Raw genomic sequence first — 16,141 nt, 5'->3', positions numbered from 1 at the left:
TAGAGTAGTGGGGCCGTGGATATCGCGGCTCCTTTTTTTGTTGTTTTATTGATATACACAAATCATGAGAAGCAGCCGATAATTCGGGGTAAAGGGAAAATATTCAAATTGATCCTGATATTGCAGGAGTGATTAAGGGAGCCGGGTCTTCCCGCAAAAAGGAGTACATAATGATCATCAGTCTGATTTTTGTTGCGTTAAGCGGCGTAATGGGAGCGGGGATGTACTTTCTGGTTATAGGCATAGTTTTTTCTATTGGCGGAGGCGATCTTCCGGTAGCTACGGACTATAATCAGCTATCGTTTTATCTTGTTCTCCTGCTGGCGTGCCTCGTAATCTGCTTTTTCTTTGCCAAACACTTAATCGAGCGGAATTTGCACCTGCTGCTGCTGGTCTGTTTCAGTGCTTTGGTGCTCTTTTTCATTCTTGCCCACTGGCTGGGGAGGTGAAGATCAGTATGCCTGAAAGGATACCCCTCGGTATTAAAAGAATAGCGCAGATTGTACTGCAAGTGGCATTAGTTGTGCTGTTCCATCTGGCTCTGATTCTGTATCTGAACTTAAAGACGGTAAAATGGGATGATGTAGGGATATACGATGTATTAGTCACATATTGCTGTCCGTTCGTTCTCGTGTCTGCAACGTGTATGATGGCAATAAAAACGAAGAAGATCAGGTACAATCTGGTTTGGATCATAACCAGTTTTCTTCCTAGTGCGGCAATTCTCTTTAATCTGAAAACGCAGGCAGTGGCTGAGCCGAGCGAATCCGCAATTATCATCTGGAATCCTCCACCGGGTTTATTAGAGTTGATGCTGTTTTTCCCGTTAGTCTATTCTTTCATCCAGGTCATCTTAATGATTGCAATGTGGATCATGAAAGTGACGAGAGAGGCAAGGCATGAATAATAAGACCATGCTCCGGGCGTTTCTGTATCTGTTGCTGGCGGTTGGCTTACATTTGATTTTAATCTATTTTTTTGGGATAAGAATGGAGTTAGGGGACCCGGGTATAATACGAACTCTATTCAGTGTGTATCGGCTGCCGCTGTTATTGGGGTTTATTAATATCTTTCTGTTCATGAGAACCGGGAGGAGAAGACTTCTGGTTATCTGGTTTTTAGGGACTGCGCTCTCTAGCTTTTTGCTGTTGTTGTTTTTCAAAATAATGCAAACCAAGGGTGATAGTGAGTCTGGCGCTATAGTTACACTTGATTTTTCCCCAAAGAATAGGCTTGAAATGCTCCTGCTTTTTCCTAGAGGCGTTTTAGTAATACAGTGTATTTTGACTTTTTACTATTTCATTAAAAGAAAAGAGATTTCTGAAATGGGATTTTAAGTAAGTATAGGGTTGGAGGGAAGGCATGTCAGCTCAAAAAATGGTGTTTGACGTTGATCAAGTCAGGCGCCTGCAGACCAAAATAGGCCGGGTGAGTGAAGACACAAACCGGCTATACCTGCAGTTGAAGGGTCAAGCCAGTCAATGGGACGGACTGCCGGTAGGGACAATGCAGCAAGCCCAGGTGCTGATGAACGAATTGACCGTAGAGGCGGAGAAGCTTGAGGACCTCATCCGGGTGGCGGTGAAGGGAGTTCAGGACGTACTGGATGAGAACAGGCGACAGGCGGGTCAGCTCAGTCTGCAGTTCAGCGCTTTTGACGGAATATTCGAAAGCCTTGGGGTAGGCGCTCAAAGCGCGGGAAGAGTAACCATTCCGGCTTTTGTACAGAAGGTATCCACCAGGCTGATTTCTTCAATCGCGGCTTTGAGCGGCAGGGATGAGCTGGACAGCGACCCGGTAGTGCAGAAGCTCAGGGAGATCATTAAGCAGTCCGGTCTGGTGACTGTGGACTCGATTGCGGCACAGAGCAAGCTCAAAGATATCTACGAAGCAAGGGATAGGATCGCCAAGGCGCAGACGGCCTTTAGTGTATACCGGGCGTTTGGAAACCAGGCACAAATGGATGCGGTACACGAGACTGCGGAAGCAGCGCGAACCAAGTTGAAATCGTTAGGGGTAAATGAGGCCCAGTACCGGGCGGGTAAGGATCTGGGTGTCTACTTCAAACAGCCTGCAGTTCAGGCGTGCGACTATGATCCGTCAATAACCTCTGTAAGAGTACCGCTAGTACATAATGAAGCGTATCAACTGCTGCTGCGGATGGCGATGGAGGATGGGAAGCAGAGCGACTGGGCGAAGGGGCGGCTGGCTGGTATCCATGCTACAATGAAGCAAATGATTGCGGCAGGAGTCCACTTGGGAAACTACAATCTATTTAGTAGAGCTGCAGAAGACAAAGACGTAACACCCGAGAAGCCGGAAAATGCCTTTGTAAAATCGCTGGACAGCTTCAAACAAATGGGAACAGGTTTTGTCGATACGTTAAAAGCCCGTGCGGATAAAGCTACAGATTCCCCCTATGACTTTTTTAATTGGCTGACGTTAGGAATTACAGGCGATCTTCCCGTTGGGATGTATAAGGAAGCCAAAGGCCGGGCAGATCATCTGCTTGATTCGCCGGAGAAGTTTGCGGTGAGGGGGCTTTTCTTAGGGATAATGACACAGAGCGAAAAATCCTAGAGGATATAGCAAATCAATTAGGGAATAACAAGCAAGCTAAGGGTACAATTGATTTATTCACGGAATTACCTGCTTGCGGAAGTTGTTCCGATATCATAATGAAATTCAGACAAGAGTACCCCAATATCAAATTGAATGTCTACTCAGGTGAATTTAAAAATTAGAGAGGTGAATGATACTCATGTTAAGTGGTTATAAGGAACTTGAGCAATATATTGTTGAAGATTTTGAAGAATTTTTAGATGAGGGGTTATCATTATCACAAGTAACGGAAAAATTGCTTGTGGAATATCATCGTGGAATTGTCAACAGTAACGTTGAAAAATTAGTTATTTATCTGACAATTGCTCTTCTTTGTCTCGGTAAAAGCTATCTTAGAGAAGATGTGAGAAATGAATTGAATAATATGATTAGTGATATTTCATCAATACCATTGAAGGAAGAATTAGAAGCCGAGGATATTAAGAAAGTCTTGCGGGAAATTGAACAATATAAAGGACACCTTGGGCATATTTTTTAATGGGGGCTACCCATTGCCGAATGAATCCAACATTCAACCAATAACACATATAACCCATGTAATACCCGTATAAAGATTTCATAAACTCGATTGTACGCACATCAAAGCTTGAATTTTATAACCTAAATTACGCTGTAGCGTTACATTGAACAAGTCGATTATGGTCAGATACCACCATGATTGACTTGTTTTTTGTAGCTTGAACTGAAAAGCTATATGTTGATTTAGGATACAAGAATGCCCCATGAACTTCCTGCTGAACGGCCGAAATTCATTCTAATATATTCACCGATACCCGCGCTGCAGCTTACTGTACACCCACTAAGGAAGCCAAATGTGGCGTTGGATCAGTTTATAGAGGAAGAATACCAAATATAGCCCACCTCTGCCGCTTATGGACACCACAGCCCTTATTCGCTCAAAAAAAGTCATTTCGTCGGGACTACGGACACCACGGCCCTTATCCGCCGCTTTACATGGGCAAACGCCACTTTTTCGGTGAAATAACGGCGCTGAAGTCCGTAAGACCGACACTGAGGTACCTTTCCGCAGGCTTAACGTCTCTCAAGTCCGTAACGCTAAGCTAGTCACTTGAGCAACCGCTGCGTGGCTGGCTGCTTTTCTTAACGGAGGGCCCATTCAACCCATTTACCTGCGCGGCAGCTCATTGTACATGATTTTTCGCTGAAAGGTGAGACTTCTGGCGCTGTTATTCCCGAATTTTTTGATGATTACTGCTGTTCATGGTGAAAATCCAGTAACACAGGCGTACGCTAGCATCCCTACATATCCAAAGCTTGTCCGCAGAGCATTGAATGGGCAGATATGCCTGTTAGCGGTGAAGTCAGAATAGCATTTAACGGACAAAGGTAAATGTGGCCGAATATGATGATGAGTCGGAGTTATTCAAAGGTAACTATGAAATTTAAATTTTAATTACTATATACGAACCCCTTGAAGATGGAAAGTACAGTAGAAAAGAATTAAAAGCTGTGAAAGAAATAATAATCCAATGATACTTCTCGAATGCTCTGCACTCATGTCAATGCTTTACTTTTATACCTTAAATGACACTATACCAATGCATCTAACAGATCATGGATGGAATGCTAGAAATATTGCACCTAAATGGCGGGATAGCAGGGCTATGGACAACTGGATTAAAATCAGAACCACCTGTCCAATGTGTGGCCCTGATTTGCCTATCTAATGATCTACACAAATTGAAGGATGCATCCGATAATTAGGGATAAAGGAAAAAAATTCAATCCGGACCTGATAGTTGAGCTGCCGGGTAGAGTAGCAAAATCCACCTTAAGGAACGAAACATAAGCATAAGTCTGTTTTTTTGATGCCTCAAGCGCCTTAAGGGGAACGAGCTTGCAGGTTTTTTTTCTTAAATGCGTTCCAGACAGAGCGAAGTTTGCGCCTGTTGCTTCTGGCCTGTTACAGTGCCTTCGTGCTCTTATTAATACTTGCCCAATTACTCTGGAGGTGAAGAACAATATGCCTGAAAGGATACCTCTTGGTATTAAAAGAATAGCGCAGGTTGTAGTGCAAGTCGCATTGGCTGTGCTTTTCCATCTGGCTCTAATTCTGTATCTGAACCTAAAGCCGGTAAAGTGGGACGATGTAGGTATATACGATGTATTAGTCACATATTGCTGTCCGGTAGTTCTTGCGTCTGCAACCTGTGTGATGGCTATAAAGACGAAGAAGATCAGGTACAATCTGGTTTGGTTCATAACCAGTTTTCTTCCTAGTGCGGCAATTCTTTATGAACTGAAAGAGCAGGCGGGGGCTGAGCCGAGCGAATCCGCTTTTATCACCTGGGATTTTCCACCGCCATCTTTTGAGTTGATGCTGTTTTTCCCGTTAGTCTATTCTGTCATCCAGGTCATCTTAATGTTTGCAATGTGGATCATGAAAGTGACGAGAGAGACAAGGCATGAATAATAAGTCCATGCTCCGGGCATTTCTGTACATACTAGCAGCGATTGCAATACACCTGATCTTAATCTATTTTCTTGGAATAAGAATAGAAGGAGGAAGGGGAGCAGAGTTAATCCTTTTGCTGTGTGAGACGTATGCTCTTCCCCTTACCATGTGTTTGATTAATGGTTTATTGTTTATTAGCGTGAAGAGGATGGGGGATGAAATCACCTGGTTTTTGTTTACGGTCATTCCAGGCAGTTTGCTCTTGTTTCTTTTCGTGGAAATGCAGACTGCTGGAGGCGGCGGTGAGGATGAGGGAATTATTTCTTGGGAAATACCCAGATATGCGGTGGAAATAATTTACCTGCTTTCGGCGGCTATAATAATCATCCAATTGATTATGAGCTTGTATTATCTCGTTAATGTACGAGTATGGAAAAAGAATTGATTTCAATTTGGTATACGATACTATTGCCGCACCCGCTGAGCCGGCGTATAATGAACTCAGACGAAGAACGTCCCAAGCTGCTGACTGGCAGAGGGGCGTTCTTTTTTTTGCGTAAGCGAGAGAGGGAGGAATATTTATGGATTTTGAACAGGTGCATCAGTGGCTGTTGAATCAGCATTTGTCGGTGAGAACGGGGGAGCGCCGGGGCCGGCTAGCACGGGGGCATCAGTATGCGGAAGCTGCTGCTGCAAAATGTCTGGTGGCCGCTGTTTGGCAATCTGGATCACCTGCATCCTGAATACGAAGTCTACGACTGGAACCGTAAGTCACAATTTCTTGATTTCGCGTTTCTGCCGCCTTACGGGCGGTTCGGCTTGGAATGTGACGGGTATCAGAGCCATGTGAAGGATATGGACCGTGAGCGGTTCAGCTATTCCCTAAACAGGGATACATTTTTGAGCGGGCTGGGCTGGACGATTATTCATTTCTCCTTCGATGATGTGCAAAACCGCCCGGAAATCTGCCGCATGCTGCTGCAAATGGTTATTGCCCCTTCGCTGATCCGAACCCCGCCCCGGGAATCGCTCTCACCCCAGGAACGGGAACTGATTAAATTAGCCTGGAGCCAGGAGAAGGGGCTGCGTCCCAAGGATGTAATGCTGCACTACAAAATGAATTTCCGTACAGCCCGCAAACAGCTGCAAGAGCTCGTCCGTAAAGGTCAGCTCCGTCCAGTAACCTGCAATTCATACATTTGCTATTACGCGCCGGTGGAGGGATTGTCCGATAAATTTGTGTGAGTTATGCTGCTTAAGTTGGCCGGCTTCGGCTCTAAAGGGAGTGAAGTCAGGATTGTTGTATAAAATGCAATTTGTGCTCACATAAAAGGGGGTGTTTGAGCAAATTGTTGTACGGGGTGCAGCATCTTTTCCGAAAAGCGGGTTGGCGGAAGGAGAGTGCTGCCTTTTGTACAACAATTTGCGGTTTTGGCCGATTTCGTGCGGGGATTGTTGTATTTCTTGCAGGATTTTCGAGTCATAAGCAAAGAGAAAAGAGTGAAGAGCAATATGTGTTTACCGGGCCTTGTGATCACAGGAGCTCCGCACGCCTGATATGATGAAATCCTTAAACTGCCGGTCCGCTGCCCGGTCCTCTTCGGTAACCAGTCCACCGCGCTGATGCGTGATGATTACGGCTTTTTGCAAATACATAAAGTACAAGTGGGTGGATTTCTGCAGAATATCCAGCCAGTGATTGACTTCCTCCGGGGCTGCTGAGACTGTTGTCTCCATACGCACAAAACGTGTATACCAGACCTCCATAGCCCGCTTGAAATCAGGCAGCTCTGCAGGATTCCTGGACAGGGTGCTGCAATAGACGCCAAAAATAGCATCATAGTAAATCAGTGACTCCTGATGTTCCCGCAACGCCAGATATTTATCCAGAATGTTCTCCAGTGACTGCAGCGGCTGCCCGAAATCAAAATCAAACAGCAGCTGTCCAAACATCTGCTCGAGATTCTCGACATAGAGCTGGGCCGCTAAATCTTCCTTGTCTTTATAATGATGATACAAGGTGCGCCGGGAGACGCCAGCCGTCTGCGCAATCTGTGACAGGTCTGTACGCTCAATCCCTTGAGAACAGAACAAGCCCAGCGCTGTATCTTTAATGATCTGCCTTGTCAGCTGCATCTGTTTTTCACGTAAATTCAATGGTACCTTCTCCTATCCTGGGCAAGATATCTGCTGCTTAGTGAATTATTGCTGGGCTGGCCCCGGGTCCATAAGGAACTCGCTGCCCACTGAGTAGGGTTTCTGTTGGTTGACCGCAGCGCCCAGCCATTGCAGCAGCTTCACGCCGTCCTGTTCTGCCTCGAAAAAGGTCCCGCGGGTGGCAAAAGTGTGCGGGGTTGTACCGCTATCCGCATTCAGCCCGTAGTCGGTCAGATAGTAATAGTAATTAGGCAAGGCAGCAGCTAATGAAGATACCGATTGCCGTAATTCCTGAGACCATTCATTGATCACACTTCGATCCCTCGGCCCCTTATAGTCGTTAATATTGTTCTGGAAGTGGATCAGAATCTCGTCAAATACGGAGTAGGACTGCAATTGAATGGTACCCGCCGGCAGCAGGCGTCCGTTCGCTTTGAAAGCTGCACCGATGATATCCGCCTCAGGGGCATATCCGAAGTTTTTCACGAAATCTGCTTGCCATTCCTCATTAATAACCGCTGGCCACTTATCTGATCTCAGGAAAGAGCTGTCAGAGTATTGAAAGATTTCGGAGTCTTCGTAATGAGCAGCGATCTGTGGAGCCCAGAAGGCAGACCCGAACCCGCCGGCGCTTTCGCCCGCAATCAGCAGTTTATCCGGTTTATCCACGTTCGAATATATCCACTCAAGGGCGCTTCGCACATTATTGCTTCCGTTATAACGCATAGTGAAGGGGCTGCCGTCATCCTTGGTATACTGGGCCGTACGGTTGCCGATATGGAAGTCACCGGTTGAATAGGGGAGATAGACTACATTCCAGCCATGAAAAGGATTGTCCGGATTATCCGTGTCCATCATGCCCCGCAGCAGGGTCAGCATATAAAAGGGAATGTCCGGGAAATAGTTGCCTGTATCTCCGCCTTTGAAGAAATTCATGAGCTTGATCGGGTGTGCGGCACTTTGCGCATCCCAGCTGGCTCCGCCGCCGGAGAAGAAAATAATCCAGTTATCAGATTCACCTGTCTTATTCCACAGGAAATACTCCGATCCGTCGCTTGAAATGGCGTTGCCGCTAAGCTTGACCTTATTCCACTCGTAAGGCTTCACTTCCGTAATAACAGGAGTAGTGGTCGCTGGTCGTTTGATTACGAAAGCGCTGACCGCAGCGACAGCAATCAAGATAAGGCTCAGTAAGCCGATACCTGTGTAAATTGTAAATTTCCTGATTTTTCTCATTTCATCTCCCCCTTGCTCAAAGTATACGATAAGCAAACTCGTTGCACAATGTGTATACTGAAATTGGGATGATGCTGCGGGCGGCGAGTATCCGCAGCATCCAGGCAGCGAGCATACGGCTAGTAAGTATCCGGGCAGTTATGCCGCTGAGCTTCCTAGGCGCTTTGGCTGTTCTGCTGTACAGGCATCCGGTGATTGCAAAGTTCTCTAATGGGGTTGAGGAGGTTGCGTTAGTTTTAACAGTGCTTGGATTACAACGAACAAATACCCCTCCGATAGCAGCGGAGAGGATTTTTTATTCATATAAAGGAAATTTTGCAGATGAGTGACGGCTAAAGTTACCTGGAAGAGCATTCCCCAGATTCTGCATCTCCGGCTTTCCTGAAATAAGTGGATTTTGTCCACTTCTTAAAGACCAAGAGGAGGAACAAGCAAACCGTAGTTGGAAAAAGAGCACTTAATTTGCGGGAAACCGGCCCGAATAGAGAAAAGGTGAGTAAATAAGTGACGTTTATCCAACTAAAATCCCAAAACAAGCAAAAATAATGAAATTAAGATACGTTTTTCCACTTAAATCCCCAGAGGGGCCGGCCAAGGGGTCAACGTCAGCCAGCCCATTAAAGCAGCTGCACGTACAAAGGAAAACCTAGCCAGACCAGCGAGCAGCAGCTAAGTTAATCGTAACGGAAGCAGCTGAGTTCGCGTGGCCCGCAGGGTGATTTTGAGTACTGCAAAGCTCCCCGCTATTCCTCGGTCGTCTTCGCCGCACTCGGCGTATTCTTGTTCTTATACACCCACATGGCGTACTCCAGCGGGCGTATCAGCGCCTTGCGGTAGGTGGCGCTGTCGCCAGAGCGGGCGAACACCTCGCGTGCAGGCTTGGGGTTGACCTCCAGCACGTAGATCCGGCCCTCGCGGTCGATCGCGAGGTCGAGGGCCAGCTCGCACAGTGCGCCGAAGCTGTCCTCAAGATAAGCAGCCGCTTCGAGCCCGAGCTTCTCCGCGGTGCGCATTGCCTTGTCGGCGCGTTCCTCGCTGCCGAGCCACTGCTTCAGCAGCGTCTCCGCACGCATGGCGTGGCCGCCGCCGTGCAGATTGGAGGTGACGCTGCGGGCGGCGCCCACCCGGCCGGCCATGCCGGTGAACTCCCAGGCGCCCTGGCCGTTCTTCTGCACGAGCATCCGGTAATCGTGATACCGTCCGCTTGGCAGGCGCAGCGGGATACCCTGCTGCACCAGGAACCGTCCGCCGAGGCACCACTGGCGGACAATAGACTCCAGCCGCGCCTGCGACACCTTGCGCGGAGCGATGATCTGCCGGCTCTGGCGGCGTCCCTGGATATCGTACAGGGACTTGCCCTCCCGCGTCCGTTCGATCCGCAGGATACCGCGTCCGCCGGTGCCGTTGATCGGCTTCACGTAGACAACCGGCGTGAACTTCAGCATCCGCTGCAGATCGCCGGAGGACTGGTAGAGCAGCGTCTCCGGCAGATGCTGGCGGAAGCGGCTCCGCTGCGCGAAAGTCTGATGAACCGTCCACTTGTTGCGCAGCGGCCGGTTCAGGAAGGTAAGGTGGTTATAGCGGGTACGGAAGCGCAGCAGCTGCTGAAACCGCTGGCTGCGCTGAATCCGGCAGCGGTCGTAGATCATATTAGGGAATGGACGCCATTTGCGCGACCAGCTCCCTTTAGTCACATCATAGACCAGCGCATGGATCATTTCTTTGCTGACGTGCACATCGGCGGGAGTGAATACGAAGACATCGAGGCCGATCCGGCTGCCCTCAATGATCATCCTCCGGTACACGCTCTTCTCTTCAAGCTGCTTGGCGTCATTCAGGTACAGCGTGAGGATGCCTAAGACGGGCTCTGGCACAGGAGTTCACCTTCTTGTCGAAGATTTGACACCGCTGCAGCAGTCCCGGGAGAACGCAGCAGCAGCGTGGGCTTGCCCGTAGGACCGCTTACCAGGTCTACGGCGGCAAGCCCGCTGTTGAAGCACATTTTCAGGCTGGCCGGATTATCGCAGGCGACATGGCACTCCAGATGCCCAAGGCGTTCCAGCTGAGCGGCAAGCAGGGCTGTGCCGGTGTGCTTATTCCGGTAGAGGGGATGAACGGCAACTACACAAGCCTCCTTGCCGTAGCCGGACACGAAGCTGACGCCTGCAAGCTGACGGCCGTTCTGGCCCCGCACGGTGGCAACGAGCAGGGAAACGCCGGGCAGAGCCAGCTGATCCGGTGTCAGCCGGGCCAGCTGCCTGCAGCCGCGAAGGGTTATCCGCTGCTCCCCATACTCCCTCAGGAACTCAAGCATTCCCGACAGCCGGGCTTTCCACTGCACGGGATTGCTGTCATAGAGCGAGGAGATCTGCATGGTGTCACTTCCTTTACGGGTTGATGGATTTGCTCTGGCGGGAAAGATGCTGGCCATACTGGAAAATACGCTCCAGCGACAGCTTGCGGATGGCTGGCTCATCGAACTTCATCGGGCGGGAATTGGCTTCGAAGAACCACAGTCCGCCCTCTTCGTCAACGCCGAGATCCATGGACATCTCGCCCAGCATGGTACCCGAAGCCCGTTCAATCTGGCGGGCAATCAGCAGTGCGGTCGTAGGCACATTCTTCAGGATAACAGCGCCCCGCTCTGCCCCGAAGGTGCCCTCCAGCATGCTGGAGGGTTCTTCTATGCTGCCGCCGCGCGGCACATGGGTGGTGATGCTGCGGGCACCGGCCAGCCGGGCGCCGATGCCGGTTACGGACCAGGAACCCCGGCCGTTCTTCTGCAGCAGCACACGCAAATCGAACGGCCGCCCCTGATGTGCAGCCAGGCCGATGGCCTGCTGCACAATGTAGCGGGAGTTTCCTTTTTCCTTGCCGATTCTGGCCCACAGACGCTCTATGGATGAAGCTTTGTAGGTAGTGTTTCTCTTGCCGCTCTGAATCTGCAGCCGGTAGGGAAGAAGGGTGTCCGTGCGGTATCTGAGCCGCATAATTCCTTTGCCGGCCTTGCCGTTCTCGGGCTTGAGATACAGGCTCTCATGATTCTTCAGCATTGCGGTCAGTGTAGCTGCACTGCGCAGGCGCCGGGTTTTCGGCACATGCTTTGAAGTGGCCTTGGACTCCTTAAGCCATTCGAACAGGTTCCATTTATTGAAAAAATTCGGGTTGTACAGCTGGATTTCCGGATGCTCCAGGCACTCGGAAATTTTGCGGGCGACTGGAGCTTTCTCCTCTTCATCACGGTTTGGAATCCGGTTGTAGATGACCTGGGGCAGCGGAACCGGAATGGCATACCATAGCTTGCCGCTTGCGGAAGGCACATACCCGGTAATCAGCCGCTCATCCAGCTTCAGATCGCGGACGGTGACAACATAGACAAGATAACCCTGCTCTTTGCCGGTGCGGATAATGTCGCGGAAGTTATTGCGGTTGCCGCGGAACTGCTGCAGCCGGTCACTGGTGGTCAGAATGGCGATTACAGGCTTACCGGGATCCGGGATGCGGCTGTTCACAGTTCATCCCTCCTGCGGAATTTGCTGAGATACAGGCAGTGCTCCAGAATATGTTCGATGGAAGCCTTGCCTTCAGCACGCAGGGAGGGGTGGCGGAAAATAGAGCGCCCCGGTTTGGCATTGGCCTCGAACATCCAGATGTCCTCATCCTGGTCGATCCCGAGATCGAAGCCGATCTCACCAAGCAGATGCCTGTGCTGGATCTCCAGGGATTCAGCCAGCTTGACGGCTGTTGTTTTGGCACGCAGCAGCACTTCATCCGATCTGGCTCCAAATACACGGCCAAGGGCCTGCTGCGGGGTAAGCAGGGCGCCGCCGTTTTTCAGATGGGTGGTGACACTGCCCCGGCCGGCTTTTTTGGCTCCGATCCCGACAACGACCCACTGGTTGCTGCCGTTCTTGTGCATGTGGAAGCGGAAATCAATCGGGCAGCCGTCGATCTCAATCAGGCGGATGCCCTGCTGTACAACGTAGCTCTGCAGGCTCTGCCCGTGCCGGGCACGCAGCATCCGCATCAGGCTGTCGAAGCTGGTGAAGCGCAGCAGCACATTTTTGCCGCTCTTGCGGTAACGGGCGAAGTAGCCCTTCTTTGGCAGATAGGTCAGCCGGTAGATGCCGTGTCCGAGACTGCCTGCAGAAGGTTTGTAATAGACGAAGTGGTGGCGGTCCAGCATATCCCGCATTTGTTCGGTGCTCGGGTTACTGTGTGTTTCCGGCACGAAACGGTTCGCGGCACCGTCATTCTCCAGCAGGCGGTAAATATCGGATTTATTGAAAAAGCTCCAGTTGAAGTAAGGGATCTTCTTCCGTCCAAAGCGCTCCCGCAGCTGGTTGATGTAGGGGGAGGTCTCCGCTCTGCGGCTGGGCAGACGGTTGTAGACGACATCCGGCAGCGGCACCAGCTTACGCTCGAACTTGCCGCCGGCGGTCAGGAAGTAGCCGTTAATCTGCTCCTGCTGCCAGTCGATGTCGCGCGGCATGAAGGCGAAGATATAGCATTTGTTGCTGCCCTCGCGGAGCAACTGCTTAATGAAGCCGGTCCGGGAGCCGAAGGGCTGGGCTGCAGAGGCCGGGCCGTCAGACAATACACCGACCAGCGGTCCCAGCTGGACTTCATCGTTCTGTAGATTGCGTAGATAAACGCCGCCTGTTTTCGGGATTTTAATTGCGCTTTTTACGCCTGAAGCCAGAAACAGATGTTTACCCGCCCGTTTGATAGGTTTGATCATCGCCGGTATGGCGTCTTTGCCAAGTCGCAGGCGGATGTTTTTCTTGCCGGACAGCTTCAGGCTTTTCATCAGTTCACCCGAAACATAGACCACCCGCTGGGGCTGCTTGGTGAAATGTACATTGCAAAAAGTGAGACCCATTTATGAATCCTCCTTAGGAACCATTGATATCATTCTTCCGTTTGAACGGAGCTGCCGCTGAGGCAGCCTGTAGTTGCTGCCCGAGGTGAGCAGCAGATGGCGGGCATAACGCAGCGGATTCTCGGCCGCGAGCCTAGCAGCCCGGCGGTCGCCCGTCAGCCGGAATACCGTGCGCCCTGGTTTGGAATTGGCTTCAAGCAGGTAGAGCCTGCCGCCGGCATCGATGCCGAAATCAAGGCCCAGCTCGCCGAGCCGTCCGCAGGCTGCTTCCAGCAGGGGAGGCAGCAGGGCAGAGGCGGAGGCCAGCTCCGCCAGCAGCTCCCTTCCTTCTTCCCCGTATTCGGCGAGCAGGAAGGGCAAAGCGGGAACCGCGGTGCCTCCGCCATGCAGGTTCGAGGTCAGCGACCCCTGTCTGCCCAGGCGTACGGCCATACCGGTAAGCATCCAGGCGCCGCTGCCGTTCTTCTGCATCAGGACACGTACATCAAACGGCTGACCCCTGCGGCTGATAAGATGAAGATAAGGCTGTATGATATAGCGGTGCCGGCCGATGAAGCGGTGAATCCAGTCCAGCCCTTCGTCCGGCGTACCGAAAACATATTGAAAAGGTTCATTCTTCTTGTCTCTTCCCCGCACCAGTAATTCGCCGCCGCCGGATAATACAGCGTGCAAGGTTTTTCTGCCGTGCGAGCCGGCCCGAGGCTTCAGAAATACGCCGTATTCCCGTTCAGCCAGCCGGTTGCCAAGATCCCGGCGGCCGCTGTACACTGCTGTTTCAGGCAGCAGGGCGGCGGCTCTGCGGCTGCGCCGGAGAATTCCGTACACACCCCACTTATCCGGAAGTCCGCGGGACCAGGGAAGACTGCGGGATAAGGCATGCATGGCGGCCGCGGCAGACTGCTTCTCCTCCGGAGTCCGGTAAAAGCAGCGGTTATACAGGATGTCGGGCGGAGGTGCCTGCGCCGGCTGCCACTTTTCCCCGTCCCAGAAATATCCGTTGACGGAGGAGCCGTCATCTGCAACACCCTCCGGATGAAAGACCAGGACCTTGAGATTATGCAGCGGCGCCGCCCGGCTCAGCTGGCTGCAGAACTCCGGCTCAGAGATGGGAGGATTCCCGTTACGGCGGCCAGTCATAATGCCGAGGAAGCCCACTTGCGTTTCAGTCATGATGTCCTCCTTATAATCCGGCCAGATAACGGCAATATAGAATCATTTGTTTGACGGAGGGTCTGATCTTCTGGTCATTCAGCGGCGTATTGTCATTCTTGGACGGCTTGGAGTTAACCTCCAGCAACCAGATTCTTCCGGATTGATCGAGGGCAAGATCGATTCCAAGCTCCCCGAAGTGTGCGGGGATATAAGTCTCAACCCCTCTGGCAATGGCAAGCGCCGCGCGCGGCAGCTGAACCTGGACGCTTTCCTTAACTCCGGACGGGAGGCTGCTTTTGCTGATCGCCTCACGGACAGTACTGAGCGTGCCGCCGCGTGCGAGATTGGAGACGAAGTGATTGCTTCCGGCAGTCCGGGCAACAATGGAGGTGACGCCCCATTTCCCGGTGCCGTTCTTCTGCACAAGGGCCCGGAAGTCCACCGGCCGGCGTCCAAGCTCCATCAGAGGCAGGCCCTGCTGAATCTGGTAGCGGGTGGTTTTCATCTTCGGGGCAATGGACCCGAAAAGCTTCGCCAGACTGGGATAACTCTGCTTACGCGAACCCATCGGAGTTGTGGACAGCAGACGGTAGCCGCCGCCCTCCTCTTTGGAGATACGCAGTATGCCTTTGCCAAGGCTGCCGCGTACGGGCTTCAGGAACACGCTGGAATAGGTGCCGCACATTTTTTTCAATACGGCGAAGCCGTTCAGGGCATGCGATTCCGGCAAATACCGCTGCAGGGCGGGATCATGGGCCAGTGCTTCGAATACCTCTGTTTTGTCCAGGAACTTTTCATTGAAGAAATGAGTTCCGTAGCGGGATTTTACATCTGCCAAAAAATGCTGTACGCTAGGTTTGTTCTCTACCTTTCGCGTCGTCAGCCGATTGTTGATTACATCGGCCACAGGAAGACTCAGCTTCCGCCAGCCCTCATCGTATACCCAGCCCTGTATGGAAGTACCGCGCGATTCCAGCGCTTCCGGGGTAAAGAAATATACATAGGCGCCTTGAGCGTGGCAGGCATTGGTCAGCTCCCGGCAGAACATCGTGATCTGGCCGAAGACTCTGTCGGGCTGTTCGGGATGATCCCGGCTGACAAGCACTCCAATGAGTGGTCCAAGCCGCAGCGTACGGCTGCCTGTGCTGTAGGAAGCGTTAAGCGTGAGGCGCTGCCTTAAGCCAAGCCTCCGCGCCAGCCCTTCGCTTAAGCGCAGACTGTCGGATTTGGGAACCGGAATTACGGTAACCTCCTGCCGCAGCGAGCCAAAGGTAAGCAGGAGTGTGCCGTGCGCCGGTATTTTGAGCCTTTTCATGGATTTGTCGCCAAGCATTACAGCGTTTTCCTGCAGGATGCCCGAGTGGACCGTATGGACCGGGATCTTAAGTTGGGACATCGTGGATCTCCTTCCGGTAGGCAGCATGATGCCGGCAATAGAATCTTAAGGGTTACATATCATTCATCATATGGAGACATCTGACCCTTGGTGATTGACCTATTCTTGAAAAAGCCGTGCCGGGCGGATTAATATCCGGCTGGTCATGAGGCCAGTATGCAGAGGGAAGTACAGGTGGAAGCGCATAGACGGATTTCAGCGCAGCCTGAGGGGGAGTAACGGGTTCGTGAAAAATGGGCGCAGACGGAGCATGCAGATAAACGGATCTATGGGCAGCCGC

Annotated in this window: 18 protein-coding genes; 10 read left to right on the top strand and 8 right to left on the bottom strand. The window is 51.5% G+C overall.

The features are described from left to right. The first annotated feature begins 170 nt into the window (after positions 1-170). The 9 genes from LOS79_RS14450 (at position 171) to LOS79_RS14410 (ending at position 6,283) form a co-directional block, all read left to right on the top strand. Complete coding sequence (locus tag LOS79_RS14450) at positions 171-449, top strand: hypothetical protein (RefSeq protein WP_315420922.1); 279 nt, start codon at positions 171-173, stop codon at positions 447-449. Positions 450-457: 8 nt separating this feature from the next. Further along, positions 458-907: a hypothetical protein gene (locus tag LOS79_RS14445; protein WP_315420920.1), complete on the top strand. Its 450-nt coding sequence runs from the start codon at positions 458-460 to the stop codon at positions 905-907. Next, the gene (locus tag LOS79_RS14440) at positions 900-1,337 is read left to right on the top strand and encodes a hypothetical protein (protein WP_315420917.1); all 438 of its coding nucleotides are present in this window, start codon (positions 900-902) and stop codon (positions 1,335-1,337) included. The genes LOS79_RS14445 and LOS79_RS14440 overlap by 8 nt, the downstream gene beginning before the upstream one ends. Before the next feature lie 25 nt (positions 1,338-1,362). Beyond that, the gene (locus LOS79_RS14435) at positions 1,363-2,580 is read left to right on the top strand and encodes a hypothetical protein (protein WP_315420914.1); all 1,218 of its coding nucleotides are present in this window, start codon (positions 1,363-1,365) and stop codon (positions 2,578-2,580) included. Next, a complete protein-coding gene (locus LOS79_RS14430; protein ID WP_315422233.1) occupies positions 2,574-2,744 on the top strand; it encodes a deaminase domain-containing protein in 171 nt (56 codons plus the stop codon). The genes LOS79_RS14435 and LOS79_RS14430 overlap by 7 nt, the downstream gene beginning before the upstream one ends. Before the next feature lie 17 nt (positions 2,745-2,761). Continuing rightward, on the top strand, positions 2,762-3,100 hold the full coding sequence (locus LOS79_RS14425) for an Imm3 family immunity protein (RefSeq protein WP_315420911.1): 339 nt from the start codon (positions 2,762-2,764) through the stop codon (positions 3,098-3,100). Positions 3,101-4,606: 1,506 nt separating this feature from the next. Continuing rightward, positions 4,607-5,056: a hypothetical protein gene (locus LOS79_RS14420; RefSeq protein WP_315420908.1), complete on the top strand. Its 450-nt coding sequence runs from the start codon at positions 4,607-4,609 to the stop codon at positions 5,054-5,056. Continuing rightward, entirely contained in the window at positions 5,049-5,483 is a 435-nt protein-coding gene (locus tag LOS79_RS14415; RefSeq protein WP_315420905.1) for a hypothetical protein, read from the top strand. The genes LOS79_RS14420 and LOS79_RS14415 overlap by 8 nt, the downstream gene beginning before the upstream one ends. 230 nt (positions 5,484-5,713) lie before the next feature. Beyond that, positions 5,714-6,283, top strand: coding sequence for a PDDEXK family nuclease (locus LOS79_RS14410; RefSeq protein WP_315420902.1), 570 nt, complete (start codon positions 5,714-5,716; stop codon positions 6,281-6,283). 273 nt (positions 6,284-6,556) lie between these two features. Here LOS79_RS14410 and LOS79_RS14405 read toward each other — a convergent pair whose 3' ends face one another. After that, positions 6,557-7,195 carry a TetR/AcrR family transcriptional regulator gene (locus tag LOS79_RS14405; protein ID WP_315420899.1) on the bottom strand — a complete coding sequence of 213 codons (639 nt, stop codon included), beginning with the start codon at positions 7,193-7,195 and terminating at the stop codon, positions 6,557-6,559. A 45-nt stretch (positions 7,196-7,240) separates the two neighbouring features. Next, entirely contained in the window at positions 7,241-8,431 is a 1,191-nt protein-coding gene (locus LOS79_RS14400) for a pectin acetylesterase-family hydrolase (protein ID WP_315420896.1), read from the bottom strand. 140 nt (positions 8,432-8,571) lie between these two features. Between LOS79_RS14400 and LOS79_RS14395 the strand changes: the two genes are divergently transcribed. After that, a complete protein-coding gene (locus LOS79_RS14395) occupies positions 8,572-8,760 on the top strand; it encodes a hypothetical protein (protein WP_315420894.1) in 189 nt (62 codons plus the stop codon). Between the two features lie 414 nt (positions 8,761-9,174). Here LOS79_RS14395 and LOS79_RS14390 read toward each other — a convergent pair whose 3' ends face one another. From LOS79_RS14390 to LOS79_RS14365, 6 genes are read right to left on the bottom strand one after another with little or no spacing between them, the layout of a single operon-like run. Beyond that, positions 9,175-10,305, bottom strand: a complete 1,131-nt coding sequence (locus LOS79_RS14390; RefSeq protein ID WP_315420893.1) for a YheC/YheD family endospore coat-associated protein — start codon at positions 10,303-10,305, stop codon at positions 9,175-9,177. After that, positions 10,287-10,805 (bottom strand): GNAT family N-acetyltransferase, encoded by a 519-nt coding sequence (locus LOS79_RS14385; RefSeq protein ID WP_315420890.1) that lies wholly within the window; start codon positions 10,803-10,805, stop codon positions 10,287-10,289. The genes LOS79_RS14390 and LOS79_RS14385 overlap by 19 nt, the downstream gene beginning before the upstream one ends. Before the next feature lie 13 nt (positions 10,806-10,818). Continuing rightward, positions 10,819-11,943, bottom strand: a complete 1,125-nt coding sequence (locus tag LOS79_RS14380; protein ID WP_315420888.1) for a YheC/YheD family endospore coat-associated protein — start codon at positions 11,941-11,943, stop codon at positions 10,819-10,821. After that, complete coding sequence (locus tag LOS79_RS14375; protein WP_315420885.1) at positions 11,940-13,313, bottom strand: YheC/YheD family endospore coat-associated protein; 1,374 nt, start codon at positions 13,311-13,313, stop codon at positions 11,940-11,942. The genes LOS79_RS14380 and LOS79_RS14375 overlap by 4 nt, the downstream gene beginning before the upstream one ends. Continuing rightward, positions 13,314-14,483, bottom strand: a complete 1,170-nt coding sequence (locus LOS79_RS14370) for a YheC/YheD family endospore coat-associated protein (RefSeq protein WP_315420883.1) — start codon at positions 14,481-14,483, stop codon at positions 13,314-13,316. A 10-nt stretch (positions 14,484-14,493) separates the two neighbouring features. Beyond that, positions 14,494-15,861 carry a YheC/YheD family endospore coat-associated protein gene (locus tag LOS79_RS14365; RefSeq protein WP_315420880.1) on the bottom strand — a complete coding sequence of 456 codons (1,368 nt, stop codon included), beginning with the start codon at positions 15,859-15,861 and terminating at the stop codon, positions 14,494-14,496. Positions 15,862-16,141: the final 280 nt, after the last annotated feature.

Source organism: Paenibacillus sp. MMS20-IR301, assembly GCF_032302195.1.
Lineage (GTDB): Bacteria > Bacillota > Bacilli > Paenibacillales > Paenibacillaceae > Paenibacillus_AQ.
Note: the sequence above shows the minus strand (reverse complement) of the source record. Positions and strands in the feature narration are given on the sequence as shown.